This is a genomic window from Thermodesulfomicrobium thermophilum DSM 16697, assembly GCF_059568695.1.
This window is the reverse complement of the sequence record NZ_JCANTW010000013.1, coordinates 85,891-104,684: the sequence shown is the minus strand read 5'-3', so window position 1 is coordinate 104,684 and position 18,794 is coordinate 85,891. Positions and strand designations below refer to the sequence as shown.

General features: G+C 63.1%; 16 protein-coding genes. 9 read left to right on the top strand and 7 right to left on the bottom strand.

Going from position 1 to position 18,794, the window contains the following annotated elements; genetic code table 11:
* Nucleotides 1–16: 16 nt before the first annotated feature.
* From BR00_RS06255 to BR00_RS06230, 6 genes are all read right to left on the bottom strand, one after another.
* A complete protein-coding gene (locus BR00_RS06255; RefSeq protein WP_496476732.1) occupies nucleotides 17–637 on the bottom strand; it encodes an MBL fold metallo-hydrolase in 621 nt (206 codons plus the stop codon).
* A 132-nt stretch (nucleotides 638–769) separates the two neighbouring features.
* Nucleotides 770–1,321, bottom strand: a complete 552-nt coding sequence (pyrE, locus tag BR00_RS06250) for an orotate phosphoribosyltransferase (RefSeq protein ID WP_496476935.1) — start codon at nucleotides 1,319–1,321, stop codon at nucleotides 770–772.
* Entirely contained in the window at nucleotides 1,321–2,619 is a 1,299-nt protein-coding gene (purB, locus tag BR00_RS06245; protein WP_496476731.1) for an adenylosuccinate lyase, read from the bottom strand. Before purB ends, pyrE begins: the two co-directional genes overlap by 1 nt.
* 54 nt (nucleotides 2,620–2,673) lie before the next feature.
* Nucleotides 2,674–2,943, bottom strand: a complete 270-nt coding sequence (locus BR00_RS06240; RefSeq protein WP_496476730.1) for an FmdB family zinc ribbon protein — start codon at nucleotides 2,941–2,943, stop codon at nucleotides 2,674–2,676.
* A gap of 257 nt (nucleotides 2,944–3,200) precedes the next feature.
* Nucleotides 3,201–4,310 carry a DUF362 domain-containing protein gene (locus BR00_RS06235; RefSeq protein WP_496476729.1) on the bottom strand — a complete coding sequence of 370 codons (1,110 nt, stop codon included), beginning with the start codon at nucleotides 4,308–4,310 and terminating at the stop codon, nucleotides 3,201–3,203.
* A gap of 5 nt (nucleotides 4,311–4,315) precedes the next feature.
* Complete coding sequence (locus tag BR00_RS06230; protein ID WP_496476728.1) at nucleotides 4,316–5,488, bottom strand: homocysteine biosynthesis protein; 1,173 nt, start codon at nucleotides 5,486–5,488, stop codon at nucleotides 4,316–4,318.
* A 78-nt stretch (nucleotides 5,489–5,566) separates the two neighbouring features.
* Here BR00_RS06230 and BR00_RS06225 point away from each other — a divergent pair, with 78 nt between their 5' ends.
* The 6 genes from BR00_RS06225 to rfbA are packed head-to-tail and all read left to right on the top strand — an operon-like array spanning nucleotide 5,567 to nucleotide 14,269.
* Complete coding sequence (locus BR00_RS06225) at nucleotides 5,567–6,820, top strand: DnaA/Hda family protein (protein ID WP_496476727.1); 1,254 nt, start codon at nucleotides 5,567–5,569, stop codon at nucleotides 6,818–6,820.
* Nucleotides 6,821–6,830: 10 nt separating this feature from the next.
* On the top strand, nucleotides 6,831–7,967 hold the full coding sequence (locus tag BR00_RS06220) for a DNA polymerase III subunit beta (RefSeq protein WP_496476726.1): 1,137 nt from the start codon (nucleotides 6,831–6,833) through the stop codon (nucleotides 7,965–7,967).
* Nucleotides 7,968–7,972: 5 nt separating this feature from the next.
* Nucleotides 7,973–10,360, top strand: a complete 2,388-nt coding sequence (gyrB, locus tag BR00_RS06215; protein WP_496476725.1) for a DNA topoisomerase (ATP-hydrolyzing) subunit B — start codon at nucleotides 7,973–7,975, stop codon at nucleotides 10,358–10,360.
* A 48-nt stretch (nucleotides 10,361–10,408) separates the two neighbouring features.
* Nucleotides 10,409–12,829 carry a DNA gyrase subunit A gene (gene gyrA / locus BR00_RS06210; RefSeq protein WP_496476724.1) on the top strand — a complete coding sequence of 807 codons (2,421 nt, stop codon included), beginning with the start codon at nucleotides 10,409–10,411 and terminating at the stop codon, nucleotides 12,827–12,829.
* Between the two features lie 26 nt (nucleotides 12,830–12,855).
* A complete protein-coding gene (locus tag BR00_RS06205; protein WP_496476723.1) occupies nucleotides 12,856–13,377 on the top strand; it encodes a helix-turn-helix domain-containing protein in 522 nt (173 codons plus the stop codon).
* 7 nt (nucleotides 13,378–13,384) lie between these two features.
* Nucleotides 13,385–14,269: a glucose-1-phosphate thymidylyltransferase RfbA gene (gene rfbA / locus BR00_RS06200; protein ID WP_496476722.1), complete on the top strand. Its 885-nt coding sequence runs from the start codon at nucleotides 13,385–13,387 to the stop codon at nucleotides 14,267–14,269.
* A gap of 224 nt (nucleotides 14,270–14,493) precedes the next feature.
* On the opposite strand, the gene BR00_RS06195 is transcribed toward rfbA, so the two are convergent.
* Nucleotides 14,494–15,099: a flavodoxin family protein gene (locus BR00_RS06195; protein WP_496476721.1), complete on the bottom strand. Its 606-nt coding sequence runs from the start codon at nucleotides 15,097–15,099 to the stop codon at nucleotides 14,494–14,496.
* A 189-nt stretch (nucleotides 15,100–15,288) separates the two neighbouring features.
* Between BR00_RS06195 and BR00_RS06190 the strand changes: the two genes are divergently transcribed.
* From BR00_RS06190 to BR00_RS06180, 3 genes are read left to right on the top strand one after another with little or no spacing between them, the layout of a single operon-like run.
* A complete protein-coding gene (locus BR00_RS06190; RefSeq protein WP_496476720.1) occupies nucleotides 15,289–16,839 on the top strand; it encodes an ABC transporter substrate-binding protein in 1,551 nt (516 codons plus the stop codon).
* A 60-nt stretch (nucleotides 16,840–16,899) separates the two neighbouring features.
* A complete protein-coding gene (locus BR00_RS06185; RefSeq protein WP_496476719.1) occupies nucleotides 16,900–17,877 on the top strand; it encodes an ABC transporter permease in 978 nt (325 codons plus the stop codon).
* Nucleotides 17,877–18,794: an ABC transporter permease gene (locus BR00_RS06180; protein WP_496476718.1), complete on the top strand. Its 918-nt coding sequence runs from the start codon at nucleotides 17,877–17,879 to the stop codon at nucleotides 18,792–18,794. Before BR00_RS06185 ends, BR00_RS06180 begins: the two co-directional genes overlap by 1 nt.

The window sequence follows — 18,794 nt, the reverse complement described above, 5'->3', positions numbered from 1 at the left end:
CATAAGTCCCCACGCATCATGCCTGAAAAGGCGAAAAAAATGGGTTGTGGCGCATTTCGTCGCCCACGGTGGTGGCTGGCCCGTGGCCGGGATAGACGCGGGTCGCCTCCGGCAGGGTGAAGATCCGCTCGCGCACCGAGCGTTCCAGCACCGCAGCCGAGCTGCCCGGAAAATCCGTGCGCCCCACGGAGCGATAAAAGAGGAGGTCGCCCACGAACACCGCCCCCAAGGAGGGGAAATAGAAGGAGAGCCCGCCCGGGCTATGGCCGGGGGTACTCAGGATCTGGCACGGGATGCCGAGAAGCTGGTGTTCGCCGGGCTCCACCGGCGTCCAGGAAAAGGCGGGGGTGCGGGGAAAGCCCCACATGCCGCCGGCGCCGAGTTCCGTGTCCAAAAGCGAGGCCTCGCGGGGATCGGCCCAGACCGGAGCGCCCGTGGCCTCGGCCACGCCAGCGATGCCTTGAATGTGATCGAAGTGAAAATGGGTGGCGAGGATGGCCTCCAGGGTCCGTCCCTGAAGCGCTGCCAACACCACTTCAGGTTCGCCGCCGGGATCGATGACCACTGCCCGGTCGGCGTCCCCCACCACGTAACAATTGGTTTCCAGCGGCCCAAGGGCCAGAGTTTCGATGCGCATCGCACCCTCCCGATAGTGCTTTCCCAACTCTTAGAGGGGAGAGAAAAACACTGTCAAACACGAAAAAAGAACGCCCCCTGGAACTGCCAGAGGGCGCCACCGCAAGCATTCTGCGGCACCAAAACCATCTTCTTATCGCCCGAGGCTCACCAGCGCACCGCGGGTAAACAGGGCATGGAGCTCGAAGCCGGCCTCGGCAAGCCGGGCGCGGCCGCCTTCCTCGCGGTCCAGCACGCAGAGCACCGCCGCCACGGTGAGGCCTTCGGACTGCACCCGCTCGATGGTGGTCAGCAAGGTGCCGCCGGTGGTAACTACGTCTTCCAACAAGGCCACCCGCGCACCTGGGGCAAAGTTGGTCAGGCCCTCCAGATAGCGGTTGGTGCCGTGCCCCTTGGGGTTCTTGCGCACGATAATGCCCGCAAGCGGCATGCCTTCCAGATACGACACCACGGTCACGGCCGAAACCAGCGGATCCGCACCCAAGGTCATGCCGGCCACCCCGTCCACGCCACCGAGTTTTTTGAGTTCCTCCACCAACAACCGGCCGATGAGATAGGCCCCTTCGGGATGCAGGGCCGTCGGCTTGCAGTCGAAATAGTAGTCGCTCTTTTTGCCCGAGGTGAGGGTGAACTCCCCTTCGAGATAGGATTTTTCCAGCAAAAGCTGGGCAAGACGTCGGCGCATCATGCCCCTCCCAACACGCGCGTAAAAATGGCGTCTTCGTGGCGCAGATAGAACCGGGCGTCGAAAAGGGCATCCAAGGCTTCGGCAGAAAGCGCCGCGCGCAAGGTGGCGTCGGCGCGCACGGCCTCGGGAAAGGAGCGACGCTCGTTCCAGCAGGCCATGGCCACCTTCTGCACCGCCTCGTAAGCCTTTTGCCGCGACCAGCCGGCCTCCACCAGGGCCAAGAGCACCCGCTGGGAGAAGAAGAGCCCGTAGGAGCCCATGAGATTGCGCTCCATGTTCTCCGGGATGACCCGCAATCCCTCGAGCACCCGGCGCAGGCGGTGGAGCATGTAGTCCACAAGGATGGTGGAGTCGGGAAAGATCACCCGCTCCACGGAGGAGTGGCTGATGTCGCGCTCGTGCCACAGGGCCATGTTCTCCATGGCCGCCAGGCTGTTGGTGCGCACCAGCCGCGCCAGGCCCGCCAGATTCTCGGCGGAGATGGGATTCTTTTTGTGCGGCATGGCCGAAGAGCCCTTCTGGCCTGGGGCAAAGCCTTCTTCCACCTCCAGGACCTCGGTGCGCTGCAGATGCCTGAGTTCGACACACAAACGCTCCACGCCGCCGGCAAGCAGGGCGAGGGCCGTAAGCAACTGGGCATGGCGATCGCGCTGGAGGATCTGGGTGGACACCGGATCCACGGCCAGGCCGAGGCGATCCAGCGCCCGGCGCTCCACCTCGGGGGTGAGCATGGCGTACGTACCCACTGCGCCGGAGATCTTGCCCACGCGCATGTTTTCCACCGCAGCGTCGAGGCGTGTCAGGTGCCGGGAAAATTCCGCGTAGAACCCGAGCATCTTGAGCCCAAAGCTGGTGGGCTCGGCGTGGATGCCGTGGGTGCGGCCCATGCACAGCCGCCCTTTGTGCTCCAGGGCCAAGCGCTTGAGGGTCTCCAGAAGGTCCAGCAGCCCCTGGCGGATCTTCCGCCCCGCCTCCACCAAAAGCAGGGCACCGGCGGTATCCACGATGTCCGAAGAAGTGCATCCCAAATGGATGTAGCGCGCGGCCTCGCCCACGCGCTCCTCCACCGCCGTGAGAAAGGCGATGACATCGTGCCGCGTGGTCTCCTCCAGCTCCAGGATGCGGGCCGTATCGAAACCGGCCTTGGCGCGGATCTCGGCCATGGCCGCCTCCGGGATGACGCCCAGCTCGCACCACGCCTCGCATACGGCGAGCTCTACGTCCAGCCAGGCCTGAAATTTCCGATCCAAACTCCACAAAGCGCCCATTTCCGGGCGGGTGTAGCGCTCAATCATAGCATGTCCTTCCAAATGAAACAGGCAGCCGAAGCTGCCTGCGTGATGCGGGGGTTAGGCGTCCGATGATGTCGAGGAAGAACACGAGCTCGACGTGCACGAACACGACGATCCGGACTCGGTCTTTTTCTGCCCGTTGCCCCCCTCTTTGCAGTAGCCGGAAGCATACCATCCACCGCCCTTCAAGATGAACGACGTATTGGAGATCACGCGATGGGCTTCGCTTCCGCAGATGGGGCAGCGCATGGTGCGCTCCACGAAGTCTTTCTGCCACTCCTCGAAGACTTGATGGCACTCCTCGCAGCGGTATTCGTAGATGGGCATAGTCGGTTCCTCCGCCTCTACACAGAAATAGAGTTATTTTTTGGCCTTGGCCGCAGCCGCCTTGGCTTCCTTGATACGAGCCTTGAGACGCTCTTCACGGCGCTTGCGGCGGCGGTCCAATTCCTTACGGCGTTCAATCTTCTTATGAGCCATGGTGCATCCTCCCTAAAAATATGCGTCGAAAGCGGACCTCTTATAGGCAGCGACCCAGCCTTGTCCAGCCCCCAACACGGCAGCCCCCAACACGGCAGGCGGCCCTAAATCTCCCGCAAACGGTACTCCCGCCGCCCCAGGCCCAAGGCTTCGGCGTACGCCAAAAGCACCTCGCCGCGCACCCCGGGGTGCAGGGCGTGAAACTTGTCGTCCCCAGGGGCAAGTCCCTCGGGCAAAGCGCTCGGATACAAGGGCGGCGCGGCATTGACCAGATCCAGGCAGGCCTGATCCAAGGCCACGGGGTCCATGGAGGCAAGCACCCCGATGTCCGGACAAATGGGGGCGTCGGAATAGCCGAGGCAGTCGCATCCTGGGGTCACGGCGCGCACGAAGGCCAGATGCACGGAAGGCCGGGGCCGCGACAGGAGCGCAGCGGCCGCATATTCGGCCATGCGCTCCAAAAACGCCACGATGTCCGTGCGCCAATCCACGTGCAGGGCGCTATGGCGGCAGACGAGAAAACACGCCGCGCACCCCACGCACGCCTCCCGGTCCAAGGTGATCCGCTTTTGGGCATCCAAACGCAGGGCCTGGGCCGCGCACACCTCCACACACTGCCCGCACCCCACGCAGTGCGTCGGGTGCACGTCCGGCCCCAGGCCGCCGTGCTGGCGCATCTTGCCCCGCCGCGTAGCGCACCCCATGCCCACGTTCTTGATGGCCCCGCCAAAGCCCGCCAGCTCATGCCCCTTGAAATGGGACACGGTGACGAGCAGATCCGCATCCACGATGTCGCCCGCCAGATAGGCTTCCTGAAAATGCGTGCCCCCCACGGGCACGACGCGCTCGTTGCCGCTTTTGAGCCCATCGGCGATGATCACCGGCGCGCCCAAGAGGTTGGGGTCGAACCCATGGCGGGCGGCCTGCAGTGCATGGGACACAGACTCGCCGCGCTGGCCCACGTAGAGGGTGTTGGTGTCCGTGAAAAACGGCGCCCCGCCGCATTTGCGGATAAAGGCCACAATGGGGACAAGCTCCAGGGGCTGCACGTGGGCCGTGGTGCCCTGCTCGCCAAAATGGAGCTTCACGGCCACCAGATCCCCGGAGCGCACCACACTGCCAAGCCCCACGGCCTTGAGTAGGCGCTTCATGCGCACTTCGTAGGGCGAGCGCCGGGCCGCCCACAGGTTCCACCACCAGACGTCCGCGACCATGGCGCTTACCGCGAAATGATGGGTTCCTGGGGCTCGGTGAGCAAAAACCGCCCTTCCTCGATCCAGCGTTTGAGCTCCTCGGCGATCTCCAGAGACAAGGCGTAGCTGGTGAGCGGCACCGTGGGGACGCGTTTGCCTTCGATAGTGATGGCCCCGCTTTTGAGCTCCTCGAAGGTGACGTGTCCGTAGGGACTGGGCCGGCAATTGGGGTAGTCCTCGCTATAGTCCACCACCGGCACCTGGATGTCCGCATCGCCAACGCCCGTGAACCAGGCCATGTCCTCGTCGAGGATGGGAATGGGGATGCCCACGCCCACAGCCAGAGAGCATCCATACCCCAGGATGCTCACCCCGCGCAGGTAGCGGGCGTTCATGCCCGAGAGCTCCCCCTTGAGCATCAAGGTGGCCGACGGCGCGAGCGGAATGCCCCGGGCGTTGCGCGGCGGCGCTTCCACGTGCTGGGTGCCGGCGCCGATGACGTAGCCCACGCCACCACCGAGAAAGATGCGCGTCCCCAGGCCGATGGTGCGCAGGTACGGATCGTTGAAAAGCGGGCTCAGCTCGCCGGAGGTGGCGTAGTTGGCGTTGCCCATGCCAGGCTTGAGCGGCCCCATGTACGTGTATTTGATGCGCCGGGAACGGTTGATGGCGCAGTTGTAGTTCTGGTAGCAGTTGCGCGGGTTGAGGAGCACCGCATTGCGCAGGTCCGCCAGGGTGATGTCCTTTTCCAGTGCGCGGCGGGGGTAGCAGTCGGTGCCGTAGGACGTGGCCCGCAGGTGCACGGACTTGCCGCGCACCAGGTCCTCGATGACGTGGCCGCCGCCGTACTTGAACTGCCCGGGATGGACCTTGTTCAAGGGGTCTTCCTCGGTGGGTTCGGTGGCGCCGATGTAGGCGTCCACCGCCGCCACCCCACAGTAGCAGGGGACCCCGTTGAGCCACATGCGGCTCACCTTGATGGTCGGCGGATTTTTCTGACCGATATTAAAGAGCAGTCCCGAGGAGCACATGGGGGAAAAGGTGCCGGTAGTGACGACGTCCACGGCCTGGGCGGCCTTGACCTTCCCCTCCGTGCGCACTAGGCGGGTCATTTCTGCCGCCGTAACGACCACGGCCTTGCCCTGACGGATCTTCTCATTGATTTCCGCGATGCTCCGGTGCACTTTGTGTGTTCCCATATGGCCTCCTCGTGCTGGTTGCTGCCGCATGCAAGCGTTCGCGGACCGGCGTTACGGCAATTATTGCTGCGAGTAAACATGACGACCCCAGACCTCCATACCTTGCGCGACACCGTACGTCAGGCGCTGCTGACCGTCCTTTCCGCACCGGAAATGGAAGGCTGGTTCGACTCTCTGGACTTTTCCCAAGAGGGAAACGAACTCAGCGTCCGTCTCCGCCAGCCGGACATGGCACCGTGGTTTTCCGAGAGCGTCCTGCCGCTCTTCACCCAAGCCTTGGCGCCCAGGGGGCTCACCGTGCGCCTCGTCCCGCAGGCGCTGCCCTTTGGCGAGGAGTTCCGGCTGGACGAATTCCTCGCCAACAGCAAGAACGCCTTTCCCCTGGCCTCCGCCCGGGAAGTGGCGGAAGACCAGAGCGCCCGCTTCAATCCCCTCACCGTGTGCGGTGAGTCCGGATCCGGCAAGACCTTCCTTCTGCGTGCCATTGCCAACGCCAAGGCCTTGCAGGGTCGACGCGTCCTCGCCAGCACGGTGGCCGATCTGGCCACGGAATACGACCGCCGTAGCGACGCACGCACCTGGGTGCTGGACCACGACGTCTTCGTCCTCGACGACCTCCAGGATCTGGAATTCCACGACACCCTCCAAGGAGAAATCATCCTGCTCTTCGACCGATTCCACGCAGGCCGCCGCCAGATGGTCTTCTCCTGCACGGGGACGCTTGCGGCGTGCAGTTTTCTCCAGCCCAAACTTCGTTCCCGCCTGGAGTGGGGGCTCATGATCGCCCTCAAGGCCCCGGACCTCGACGTGCGCCTCCAGTTTGTCCGCCGCTGGCGCAAACGCCACGGACTGACGCTTTCCCGCGACCGGGAGATCTTGCTCGCCCAGCGGTTTACAGACATGCGCCTGCTCGAAGGGACCCTGCTCAAACTCCTGGCCTACACGGACCTCGTCTCGCCCCACATTTCCGACGACGAATTCTTCAAAATCCTGAGCTACTCCACCACCCCGGCTCAAGCCGCCCCCATCACGGCCCACGATATCATGGACGCCGTGAGCCAGACCTTGGGCGTGCGCCGCGAAGACCTCATCGCGCACGGCCGCCAACGGGCCATCGCCTGGGCGCGGCATGTGGCCATGTACCTATGTCGCAAACACCTGCGCCTCTCATACCCCGAGCTCGCCCGGCTCTTCGGCGGACGGGACCACACCACCGCCATCTACGCCTGCCGCAAGGTAGAGAGCGACATGGCCCGGGACCCGGGACGTAAAGCCCAGGTGCACGAAATCTCCCGCCGCATCCGCGCTGCGTCCAGCCCCTCAACCGAGTAAGGAATACCCCATGCTTGTGACCTTGCGTAAGGAAGACATCGTGGACGGCCTTCTCCAGGCCACCAGCATCACCCCCACCCGCACCGGCGCCGCCTACCTGCGTACCGTATGGCTGCACGCCGAAAACGGCACCTTGACCGTCTCCGCCACCGACTCCTCCCTGGAGTTTTGCGGCACGTATCCGGCCGAAGTGGAACGCGCCGGCACCCTGGGCGCCCAAGGCAAATACCTGGCCGACCTGGTGCGCAAACTGCCGCCCGGGCCCATCACCCTGCGCGCCAATCCCGGAGAATCGGTGCTCCACCTCACCCAAGGCCCCAGGTCCTACAAGCTCGCGGTAAGTGACCCAGCCTGGTACCAGCCCACGACCCCCTTCCCCCAAGGCCCGGCGGCCCAAATCGACGGCCAAGAGCTCCGCCACATCCTGGACCGCATCCTCTTTTGCGTGGCCGACGACGACACCCTCGGCAGCATGACCTGCCTCAAGGTCACGGCACAGGAGAAAAGCGTGGAATTTTGCGGCCTCGACGGCCTCAAGATCGCGCTCGCCACCATAGAGCATTCCGACCTCGCCCAGGCCCTTGCCCCGGAGCTTCTGGCCCCAAAAAAATATCTCCATGACCTGCGCAAATGGCTGCCCGAAGGCCCGGTGGAGATCGCCCGCCACGGGACCAGACTCTTCGTGCGCACCCCCGACCGGCGCGAAACCATGAGTCTGCCTTTGCGGGACATGCCGTTTTACGACTACCAAAACCTCCTCTCCTCGGCAGAAGCCCGCTATCAGGGCCACGTCACCATGGCCCGGGAAGAACTCTTGGACTCCCTGGACCGCATCGCCATCTTTGCCACGGACAACAACTACGTGGCCGTATTCGACGTCCAGCAGGAAACCCTCACCGTTTCCACGCCAGGCCACGAAACCGGCGCTGGAATGGAATCGTTGCCATGCCAGGCCCAAGGCCAATTCGACACCTTCTCCCTGGCCGCCCGGCCGGTCATGGACATCCTCTCCCGCTTTGCCTCTGCCCAAATCACCATCCACTTCGCCGATTATCGCTCCTTGATACGCATCACCGGCGCCGACGACCCGGGCTATAGCGTCTCCATCATGCCGGTGGTCATCGAAGAAGAAGTCTACTACGAATAAACGGTATGAGCACATCCTACACTGCAAGCAATATCACTGTTCTGGAAGGCCTGTCTGCGGTCCGCAAGCGGCCCGCCATGTATATTGGATCCACCAATAGCGCAGGGCTCCACCACCTGGTGTACGAAGTGGTGGACAACTCCATCGACGAGGCCATGGCCGGGTTCTGCTCCCATATCCAGGTGACCCTCCACCTCGACAACTCCATCACCGTGGCGGACAACGGCCGCGGCATCCCGGTGGACATCCACCCCAAGGAAAACCGGCCCGCCGTGGAAGTGGTCATGACCGTACTGCACGCCGGCGGCAAGTTCGACAACGCCACGTACAAAGTCTCCGGCGGCCTACACGGCGTAGGGGTGTCGGTGGTCAACGCCCTGTCCGAATACCTGGAAGTGACCGTGAGCCGAGACGGCAAGCGCCACTACCAGCGCTACGCCCGCGGCGTGCCCCAATGCCCGCTCAAAGAGCTCGGGCCTGCGTCCGCCACCGGCACGGTGGTCCGCTTCAAGCCTGACGAAGAGATCTTCGAGGAGACCGAGTACCAGGCCGAGATCCTCGCCAAACGCTTCGAGGAGCTGGCCTATCTCAACCCAGGGCTCACCATCGAGTTCCACGACGAAAAGAGCCAGGAGACCCACCGTTACCACTTTGAAGGCGGGCTCATCTCCTTCATCAAAAACAAGAACGGCGACGACGGCATCCACAAGGTGATCTCCGGCAAAGGAGAAGTGGATGGCGTCTCCATCGATTTCGCGCTGCAGTATTCCTCCACGTACAAAGAAAACGTGTTTACCTTTGCCAACAACATCCGTACCAAAGAAGGCGGCACCCACCTTGTGGGTTTCAAGACTGCCCTCACCCGCGCCATCAACACGTACATCACCAACAGCGACCTGCCCAAAAAGCAGAAGCAGAAGGTCTCTGGAGACGACGTCCGCGAAGGCCTGACTGCAGTGGTCAGCGTGCGCATCCCCAACCCGCAATTCGAAGGGCAGACCAAGACCAAACTCGGCAACTCCGAAGTGGCCGGACATGTGGCCACAGTGGTCTATGAGCGCATCACCGCGTTTTTCGGCGAAAACCCCAAAGATGCCCGCCTGATCATCGACAAAGTGGTGGATGCGGCGCGCGCTCGGGAGGCTGCCCGCCGCGCCAAAGAACTGGTGCGCCGCAAAGGTGCCCTTTCGGACCACTCGCTGCCCGGAAAGCTTGCGGACTGTCAGAGCAAGGTGGCGGAAGAATGCGAGCTCTTCCTCGTGGAGGGCGACTCCGCGGGAGGCTCCGCCAAACAGGGCCGCAATCCCAAGTTTCAGGCCATCTTGCCCCTGCGCGGCAAGATCCTCAACGTGGAGAAGACGCGCTTTGACAAGATGCTCCAGAACAAGGAGATCCGCGCCCTCATCACCGCCATGGGCGCGGGCATCGGCGAGGAGGACACCGACCTCTCGCGGCTGCGCTACGGCAAGATCATCCTCATGACCGATGCCGACGTGGACGGCGCCCATATCCGCACCTTGCTGCTCACCTTTTTCTACCGCCAGTACCAGGAGCTCGTCGAGGCCGGACACCTCTACATCGCCCAGCCGCCGCTCTACCGGGTGCACAAAGGCTCCTTCGAACGCTACATCAAGAACGAAGAGGAGATGACCCAGTTTCTCCTTTCCCGCGCCGCCGAGGAGATCTCCTTGCGTCAGGGCGAGCGCTGGATCCAGGGCGAGCCGCTGCAGGCGCTCCTCCAGGACGCGGTGTTTCTGCGCTCCATGGCCCAGGAGCACGCTGGTCTCGGCATCCCGGAACCCCTCTTTTTCACCTTGGTGGGACACGGGGTGGCCTTGGACGGCGACGAAATCCGGTGTGGACATTTCCCTGAGGCCTTCACCGCCGCGCTGGCCGCGCGCGGCGTACGCCTCATGGTGGAGCACGAAGACGACCCCGCTGCTGCCGGCATGGAAGGCCGCTTCGTGGTGCGACTCTGGGAAGCGGATGGGCATGAGGTGCGTCTCGGGGCGGAGTTTTTCACCTCCAAACGCTACCGCCGGGCCTTCGAGCTGGCCACTCGCATGGCCCAGGCCCACCCCGAGCCCACCTTCGTCTTCCGCCACAAAGACACCGAGGTCCAGGCCGATTCGCCGCTCACGCTCCTCGACGCCGTTTTTGCCGCGGTGCAAAAAGGCCTCGCCGTCCAGCGGTACAAAGGCTTGGGTGAGATGAACCCGGTGCAGTTGTGGGAAACCACCATGAACCCCGAAACCCGCACGCTCCTGCAAGTCACCATCGAAGACGCCGAAGAGGCCAACGAGCTCTTCGAAAAACTCATGGGCGACAAAGTCGAGCCGCGGCGGGAATTCATCGAACGCAACGCACTCGCAGTCCGCGATCTCGATATCTAAACGTTAGGAGTATCGGTCGGCCGTATTCCGGCCCCGCACGAGGCACGCATGTCCCAAATCAGTATCGAAAAAGAACTCCAGCAAGCCTATCTGGAATATTCCTTGAGCGTCATCATCGGGCGCGCCATCCCGGATGTGCGCGACGGGCTCAAGCCCGTGCACCGGCGCATCCTCTACGCCATGCACGAGCTGGGCAACACCTACAACCGGCCGTACAAGAAATCGGCCCGCGTGGTCGGTGACGTCATCGGTAAATACCATCCTCACGGGGACGCCGCCGTGTACGACGCCCTGGTGCGCATGGCCCAGGACTTTTCCATGCGCGAACCCTTGGTGGACGGCCAGGGCAACTTCGGCTCCCTGGACGGCGACGCGCCTGCGGCCATGCGCTACACCGAAGTGCGCATGGCCAAGCTCACCAGCCACTTTCTGGCGGACATCGACAAAGACACCGTGGCCTTCCGGCCCAACTACGACAACTCCCTCTCCGAGCCCGAGGTGCTTCCCACCAAAGTGCCCAACCTGCTCATCAACGGGTCTTCGGGCATCGCCGTGGGCATGGCCACGAACATTCCACCCCACAATCTGGGCGAGACCATCGCCGCCACCCTCCACCTCCTGGACAACCCCGAGGCCAGCGTCGAGGAGCTCATGGTCCACTTGCCCGGCCCGGACTTTCCCACCGGGGCCCAGCTCTACGGCCGCGAGGGACTGCGCGAGGCCTACCGCACGGGCCGCGGCAGCGTGCGCATGCGGGGCCGGGTGGAGGTGGAACGCCGCAAAGGAGATCTGGAAGCCATCGTGATCCGCGAGATCCCCTATGGGGTCAACAAGGCGAGCCTGGTGGAACGCATCGCCGCCCTGGTGGGCGAGCGCAAAATCGAAGGCGTGGCGGATCTGCGCGACGAGTCGGACCGCAACGGCATCCGCATCGTCCTCGACCTCAAGCGCGGCACCGTGGCCGAGGTCCTCATCAACCAGCTCTACAAGTTCACCCCCCTGGACACGGCCTTCAACATCAACATGCTCGCCGTGGTGGGAGGTCGACCCAAGCTCCTCACCCTCAAAGACGCCCTGGCCCAGTTTTTGGCCCATCGCCGCGAAGTCATCCTGCGCCGCTCCCGCTTCGACCTGGAAAAGGCCCAGGCCCGCGCCCATATTCTCGAAGGCCTGCGCATCGCCCTGGACTTCATCGACGAGGTAGTGGCCCTCATCCGGGCCTCAGCCTCTCCGGCGGAGGCCAAGGCCCGGCTCATGGAGCGCTTCGGCCTCTCCGACGCCCAGGCCCAGGCCATCCTCGACATGCGCCTGCAGCGGCTCACCAACCTGGAGCGCGAAGCCTTGGTGCGCGAATATACCGAAGTGCTCCAGCGCATCGAGTATCTCCAAAGCGTCATCAACAATCCCGAAGTATTGCGTTCGGTGATCCGCGAGGAGCTCACGGAGCTGCGCGACGCCTTCGCCACCCCCCGCCGCTCCCAATTCCTGGAGCACGAGCCGGGGAGCATCGACGTGGAAGACATCATCCCCGATGAGCCGGTGGTCATCACCATCTCCCAAAACGGCTACATCAAACGCACCAGCCTCGAGGTTTACCGTCAGCAGCGCCGCGGTGGCACCGGGGTCACCGGCGTGCAGGTGGCGGAAGAGGACTTCATCACCACCCTGATCACCGCCACCACCCACCAATGGATCAACTTCTTCTCCAACCGCGGCAAGATGTACCAGCTCAAGGTGCACCAGCTGCCGGAGGCCAGCCGTACGTCCCGGGGCAAGCATCTGGCGAACCTCCTTGCCTTGGACGAAGGAGAGCAGATTGCCGCCGCCATGGCCTGCCGCGAGATGGAAGAAGGAAAATTCTACTTCTTCTACACCCGCCAGGGCACGGTGAAACGGACGGCCACGGAACTCTACCGCAACGTCCGCTCCCAGGGGCTCATCGCCCTCTCCATGCGGCCGGAAGACGAACTCGTGGGCGTGCTGGAAGTGGCGGAAGACGACGAGATGATCCTCGTCTCCCAAAACGGCTACTCCATCCGCTTCCCGGTGGCCGAAGTCCGCGCCATGGGCCGAGTGGCCACCGGCGTGCGCGGCATGCAGCTGCGCTCCGGCGACTGTGTGGTGGCCGGAGTGGTGGTGCCCCGGGAAGGGACTCAGGAGCTGCTCACCGTATCGGCAGGCGGCTACGGCAAGCGCACGCCCCTTGCCCAATTCCGGGCCCAGTCCCGCGGAGGCATGGGCATTATCAACATGCGCATCACGCCGCGCACCGGCCCGGTGGTGGGCGCCTGCCTCGCGGACCCCAGCGACGCCATCGTGCTCCTGACCTCTGCAGGCAAGATCATCCGCATCAGCGCCGAGGACATCTCCGTGCTCGGCCGCGCCACCCAAGGCGTGCGTTTGGTGCGTTTGGAAGAAGGACACGTGGTGGTGGCCTTCGATCTGGCTCCCGCCGAATCCAGCACGTAAGGAGCGCACCCAGCAAGGAGGGCACCATGGACGGCCTCTCGCCCCGACAATTGGCCGAGCGACTGGGCATCAGTGAACGGCGACTGCGGCGCCTCCTCAAGCGCCACGGCGACCGCATCCCACACCAGCGTGTAGGCAGGGCCCTGCGCTTTCCCCCCGAGGCCGAGGCCGCACTCGTGGCCCTCCTGCCTGCATCGACAAGCCTGCCCCCTGCGGTGATCGCTCCGGCCGCAGAGGCCACCGAAGAGCGCCGCCTGCTCACCGACCTCATCCACACCCAAGCCCGCGTCATGGAACGTCTGGCCGCGGCCCTGGAGCAGCGCCCCACGTCCTTTGCCCAGGAACAGCTCCCTGCTCCGGCCCACGACCTCGAAGCCCGCGTCCAATCCCTGGCGCACGAACTCGCCCGCCAAGGAGAACGCATCCACTTTTTGGAGCGCGAGCTGCGCGAGGCCATCGCCGCCCTGCGCGAAGACATGGAAAAATGCCAGTTCTGGTCCAAACGCCTCATGCTCCACCTGGCGAGCAAAAACCCACCAACCTCGTGAGGGCCCCATGCGCAAAGGCATCATCCTGGCCGGCGGATCCGGCACCCGGCTCTACCCCGCGACCCTTGCGGTCTCCAAGCAACTCCTGCCGGTGTACGACAAACCCATGATCTACTACCCACTCTCCACCCTCATGCTGGCAGGAGTGCGAGAGATCCTCATCATCTCCACGCCCGAGGACACCCCTCGCTTCCAAAAGCTCCTTGGCGACGGAACCCAATGGGGCATCCACCTCAGCTATACGGTCCAACCCTCCCCGGACGGTCTGGCCCAGGCCCTCATCCTCGCCGAAGACTTCCTTGCAGGCAGCCCCTGCGTCCTCATCCTGGGCGACAACATCTTCTACGGCCACGACATGCAGCGCCTGCTTGCCCGGGCCATGGCGCAGACCGACGGGGCCACGGTCTTCGCCTACCACGTGCACGACCCGCACCGCTACGGCGTGGTGGAATTCGACGGCGAAGGGCAAGTCCTCAGCCTGGAGGAAAAGCCCGCCTGCCCCAAGTCCAACTACGCGGTCACCGGCCTCTATTTCTACGACGAAACCGCCCCAAGGCGCGCCCGGACCCTCCAGCCATCGGCCCGCGGCGAACTGGAGATCACGGACCTCAACCGCCTCTACCTTGAGGACCACCAGCTGCGCGTGGAGCTCATGGGCCGAGGATATGCCTGGCTCGATACCGGCACCTTCGAAAGCATGCTCGATGCCTCGCAGTTCGTGGCCACCATGGAGCGCCGCCAAGGGCTCAAGATCGCCTGCCCGGAAGAGATCGCCTGGCGCCACGGCTGGATCGACACCGAGGCCCTGCGCGCCCTCGCCAAGCCGCTGCAGAAAAACGCCTACGGTCAGTACCTGCAGCGTCTGGCGACCCCTGAGGCGTGCCGGGGTTAGGCAATTCCCACGCCTGCCCCGGAGAGGGATCCCCGCTGCGGATACCCTCCCGGCAAGTTTGGCCCCCTGCCCCCACGGCCTTGGCGTCATTGCTATCCAGGCGGACGCTTGACTTCCCGCTTTCCGCACGCCTTCACCAACCCTTGCGGAAAAACGGACGTTGCGACGAGAGAGAACGGCCCGAACCGTTCCGCCCCCAAGCGGGGGCGGAAGTCCGATGCCAGCTAGGGCTTCAGCACCGGGAACTGCTCCCGATGGGGGGCAATGGCCGCCCCAAGCCAGGCGATGACCTGGCCGAGGTTGCGCATGTTGGCCAGGCCTTCGGCGTCGGAGAGGACCTCGCCCTTGTTGCGGCCATAGCCCAAGTTCCAATAGGAGGACCCGGGCACGATCACCTGGTTCATCAGGAACATATGGTTGATGGTGTCGTAAACGTGCGTGCCGCCGCCACGACGCACCGCCACCACCGCGGCACCGATCTTGCCCTTGAAGGCACGATCGTTGGCAATAGCCACCAAGCCGGCGCGGTCGATGAGGGCCTTCATCTCCGCCGATACATCGGTAAAATAGGTGGGCGATCCCAAGATCATGGCGTCGGCGCGCAAGAGCTTGGGCATGATCTCGGCAAAGGCGTCGTTCTGGAAGGCACAAGTGCCGTCTTTGCGTTCAAAGCATTGGTAGCAGGCCTGACACCCGCGGATCTTCTGCCCGCCCACCTGGATCAGCTCAGTCTCCCAGCCGGCCTCGGCCAAAGGTTCGAGCACATGGCGCAACAAGGTTTCCGTGTTTCCCCCCTTCCGAGGGCTCCCATTCACAGCGACTGCGTACATACATACACTCCTCAATGGTTGATGACGATCTCACGCGCTCAGCGGCTCCAATGGGCCATCCTCACCAAAGCATGCCAAAGCATGCCATGGTTGCCTTGACGGCGCAATTTGGGTAATTCCCCTCCGCTTTGCCGGCTGGACGGGGCGGATGGGCCGCCCCACACAATAACCCCTTGCAGGAGGTTCCCTATGCGACGGTTCCCCCTTTTGCTGTTGGCGGCGATGCTTCTTGCCGTATCGCCGGCCATGGCCGCACCCAAAGTGCTCCGGCTGGCCCTGGACGCGGACCCGGTATCCATGGATCCCCATGTGCAGCTGTCCGGCGGCATGCTCCAGTACTCGCACTTGGTCTTCGACCCCTTGGTGCGCTGGACCCAGGACATGCAGTTCGAGCCACGCCTGGCGGAAAAATGGGAGCGCATCGATGATTTGACCATGCGGTTTCATCTGCGCCACGGGGTCAAGTTCCACTCGGGCAACGAACTCACCGCCGAGGACGTGGTCTGGACGCTGAATCGACTCCTCCGGAGCACCGACTTCAAAGGTCTTTTTGACGGATTCTCGGCCAAGGCGGTGGACAAGTACACGGTAGACATCTCCACCCGGGAGCCCTACGGACTGCTCCTCAACATGGCCACCTACATCTTCCCCATGGACTCCAAGTTCTACACGGGCACAGATGAGAAAGGTAAACCCAAAGACGCCATCGTCAAGACCGACTGGTCCTTTGCCAATGAGCACGAGTCCGGCACCGGCCCCTTCACCGTGGCCCTGCGCGAGCCTGGGCAGAAGTGGATCCTCAAACGCTTCGCCGACTACTGGGACAAAAACAGCGGCAACATCGACGAAATCATTCTGACCCCCATCCCGGAAGACGCCACCCGCGTGGCCGCGCTCTTGGCAGGAGATGTGGATTTCATCTCCCCGGTGCCGCCCCAGGACTACGACCGCATCGACAACGCCAAAGACGCCAAACTCATTACCATGGACGGCACGCGCGTCATCACCCTGCAGGCCAATATGAAACGCCGGCCGGAGTTCCAGGATGTGCGGGTGCGCACCGCCCTCAACCTGGCCATCAACAACGAGGGTATCGTCAAACGGATCATGAAAGGCCGCGCCAAGGCCGCAGGCCAGAACTCGCCAGAAGGCTATGCCGGCCACAACCCGGCCCTCACCCCGCGCTACGATCTGGAAAAAGCCAAGGCCCTCATGAAGGAAGCTGGGTATGAGAAGGGCTTCACGGTCTCCATGATCGCTCCCAACAACCGCTACGTGAACGACGAGAAGATCGCCGAGGCCGTCGTGGGGATGCTCGCCAAAATCGGCATCAAAGTGGAGCTCAAGACCATGCCCAAGGCCCAGTATTGGGACCAGTTCGATGCCCAGGTGGCGGACATCCAGATGATCGGTTGGCACTCGGACACGGAAGACTCCGCCAACTTCTTCGAGTACCTCAACATGTGTCCCAACAAGGAAACCGGCAAAGGCCAGTACAATTCCGCCAACTACTGCAACCCCAAAGTGGATGAGCTGACCATGGCCGCCAACAAGGAAACCGACCTGGAAAAGCGCGCCAAGATGCTCCAGGAAGTGGAAACCATCCTCTACAACGACGCGGCCTTCATCCCGCTGCATTGGCAGATGCTCTCCTGGGCCTGCTCGCCCAAGCTCAAAAACGCCGACAAGATCGTCAACGTGATGAACTTCCCCTATTTTGGGGACCTCATCATGGAATAACCCCAACTTTGCGACACTCGGGGCCTGGGGTGTTGCGCCCAGGCCCTCCATACCACCACTATGTTTGCTTTCGCCATCCGCCGTATTGTTCAAGCAATGCTCGTGATGCTGGTCATCAGCATCTTGGGCTTCAGCATCAAACAGTCCGTAGGGGACCCCATTCGTGAGCTCACGGGCATTTCGGTCTCCGAAACCGAACGGGAAGCCCTGCGCCAGCAACTGGGGCTCAACGACCCCTTCTTGGTGCAGTGGGCGCGCTTCGTCAAAAACGCCGTCCATGGAGACCTGGGCAACTCGTTCTACTTCAAGCGCCCGGCCATGGAAGTCATCCTGAGCAAGGCACCCGCCACCTTGGAGTTGGTGTTCGTCGCGTCCATCATCGTCATCGTCTTTTCCGTGCCCATTGGCATCTACGCCGCGGTCAAACCCACCAGTTGGCTCTCACGGATATGCATGGGGGCGTCCATCGTCGGAGTCTCCATTCCGGTGTTTTTGACGGCCATTTTGCTCATCTACGTCTTCTCGGTGCAACTCGGCTGGCTGCCCGCTTACGGGCGCGGAGAACTGGTGGAGATCTTTCCCGGCTGGCAGTCGGGGCTGGTCACCACGGACGGGCTGCTCCACCTCATCTTGCCGAGCATTGCCCTATCCTCCATCATGCTGCCGCTTTTCATCCGCCTCATCCGGGCGGAGATGAAAGAGGTGCTGGAGGCTGAATACATCAAATTCGCCCGCGCCAAAGGCTTGCGCGAACGACGCATCCTCTTGGTGCACGCCTTCAAGAACACCCTGCTTCCGGTCATCACCGTGGGCGGTGTGCAGCTGGGCACCATGATCGCCTTCACCATCCTCACGGAAACCGTGTTCAATTGGCAGGGCATGGGCTCCATGTTCATCGAATCCATCAACCGCGCCGACACCTCACTGACCGTCGCCTATATGGTGTTCGTCGGCTTCGTCTTCGTGGTGGTGAACACGGTGGTGGATCTCATCTACGGCGTGGTCAATCCCATGGTCCGTATCGCGGGGAGGAAATAATGGGCTGGTGGCAACGGCTGCGACGATCTCTTCTCGTCCATTCCTTTCTCCAGGACCCCTTGGCCGTGGCCAGCGCGGTTGTCCTCCTGGTGCTCCTTATCGCAAGCCTGGGCGCTCCGTGGATTGCGCCGTACAACCCCTATGATCCCTCCACCGTGGACATCTTAGACAGCGAAATTCCCCCTATTTGGATGCCCGACGGAGACGCACGCTTTCTGCTCGGCACCGATACCCAAGGCCGCGACATGCTCTCCACCATGCTCTACGGCATGCGGGTTTCGCTCATGATCGGCATCGGCGCCGTGGTGCTCCAGGCGGCCCTGGGGATCCTCGTGGGGATGGCTTCGGGATATTTCGGAAAAAAACTCGACGCCTTCCTCATGCGGCTCACGGATGTCCAGCTCTCCTTCTCCACCTACATGGTGGCCATCTTCTTCGGCGCCATCTTTCAGTCCGCCTTTGGCATGGGCACCTATGAGCGCCTGGCCATTCCCCTGCTTATCGTCATCATCGGCGTAGCGGAGTGGCCGCAATACGCCCGCACCGTACGGGCCTCGGTCCTTGCGGAAAAGAAGAAAGAATATGTGGAGGCGGCGCGCGTGGCGGGGCTGTCCACCAGCCGCATCATGTGGCGCCACATTCTGCCCAACACCATGACCCCGGTTTTGGTGATCTCCACCGTGCAGGTCGCCAACGCCATCATGTCCGAAGCGGCCTTGTCCTTCATCGGCCTCGGCATGCCCGTGACCCGGCCGAGCCTGGGCTCCCTCATCAAGGCTGGCTTTGACTACATTTTCAGCGGTTCGTGGTGGATCACCCTCTTTCCAGGCATCGCCCTGGTGATTCTCATCCTCGCCATCAATCTTTTGGGCGACTGGCTGCGCGATTACCTCAACCCCAAGATCTACAAAGGATAA

Coding starts and splice junctions, on each gene's coding strand:
- BR00_RS06180 (WP_496476718.1), top strand. CDS start 17,877: ATGGGCTGGTGGCAACGGCTGCGACGATCTCTTCTCGTCCATTCCTTT.
- BR00_RS06225 (WP_496476727.1), top strand. CDS start 5,567: ATGACGACCCCAGACCTCCATACCTTGCGCGACACCGTACGTCAGGCG.
- BR00_RS06205 (WP_496476723.1), top strand. CDS start 12,856: ATGGACGGCCTCTCGCCCCGACAATTGGCCGAGCGACTGGGCATCAGT.
- BR00_RS06220 (WP_496476726.1), top strand. CDS start 6,831: ATGCTTGTGACCTTGCGTAAGGAAGACATCGTGGACGGCCTTCTCCAG.
- BR00_RS06230 (WP_496476728.1), bottom strand. CDS start 5,488: ATGGGAACACACAAAGTGCACCGGAGCATCGCGGAAATCAATGAGAAG.
- gyrB (WP_496476725.1), top strand. CDS start 7,973: ATGAGCACATCCTACACTGCAAGCAATATCACTGTTCTGGAAGGCCTG.
- purB (WP_496476731.1), bottom strand. CDS start 2,619: ATGATTGAGCGCTACACCCGCCCGGAAATGGGCGCTTTGTGGAGTTTG.
- BR00_RS06190 (WP_496476720.1), top strand. CDS start 15,289: ATGCGACGGTTCCCCCTTTTGCTGTTGGCGGCGATGCTTCTTGCCGTA.
- rfbA (WP_496476722.1), top strand. CDS start 13,385: ATGCGCAAAGGCATCATCCTGGCCGGCGGATCCGGCACCCGGCTCTAC.
- pyrE (WP_496476935.1), bottom strand. CDS start 1,321: ATGCGCCGACGTCTTGCCCAGCTTTTGCTGGAAAAATCCTATCTCGAA.
- BR00_RS06195 (WP_496476721.1), bottom strand. CDS start 15,099: ATGTACGCAGTCGCTGTGAATGGGAGCCCTCGGAAGGGGGGAAACACG.
- BR00_RS06255 (WP_496476732.1), bottom strand. CDS start 637: ATGCGCATCGAAACTCTGGCCCTTGGGCCGCTGGAAACCAATTGTTAC.
- BR00_RS06235 (WP_496476729.1), bottom strand. CDS start 4,310: ATGGTCGCGGACGTCTGGTGGTGGAACCTGTGGGCGGCCCGGCGCTCG.
- BR00_RS06185 (WP_496476719.1), top strand. CDS start 16,900: ATGTTTGCTTTCGCCATCCGCCGTATTGTTCAAGCAATGCTCGTGATG.
- BR00_RS06240 (WP_496476730.1), bottom strand. CDS start 2,943: ATGCCCATCTACGAATACCGCTGCGAGGAGTGCCATCAAGTCTTCGAG.
- gyrA (WP_496476724.1), top strand. CDS start 10,409: ATGTCCCAAATCAGTATCGAAAAAGAACTCCAGCAAGCCTATCTGGAA.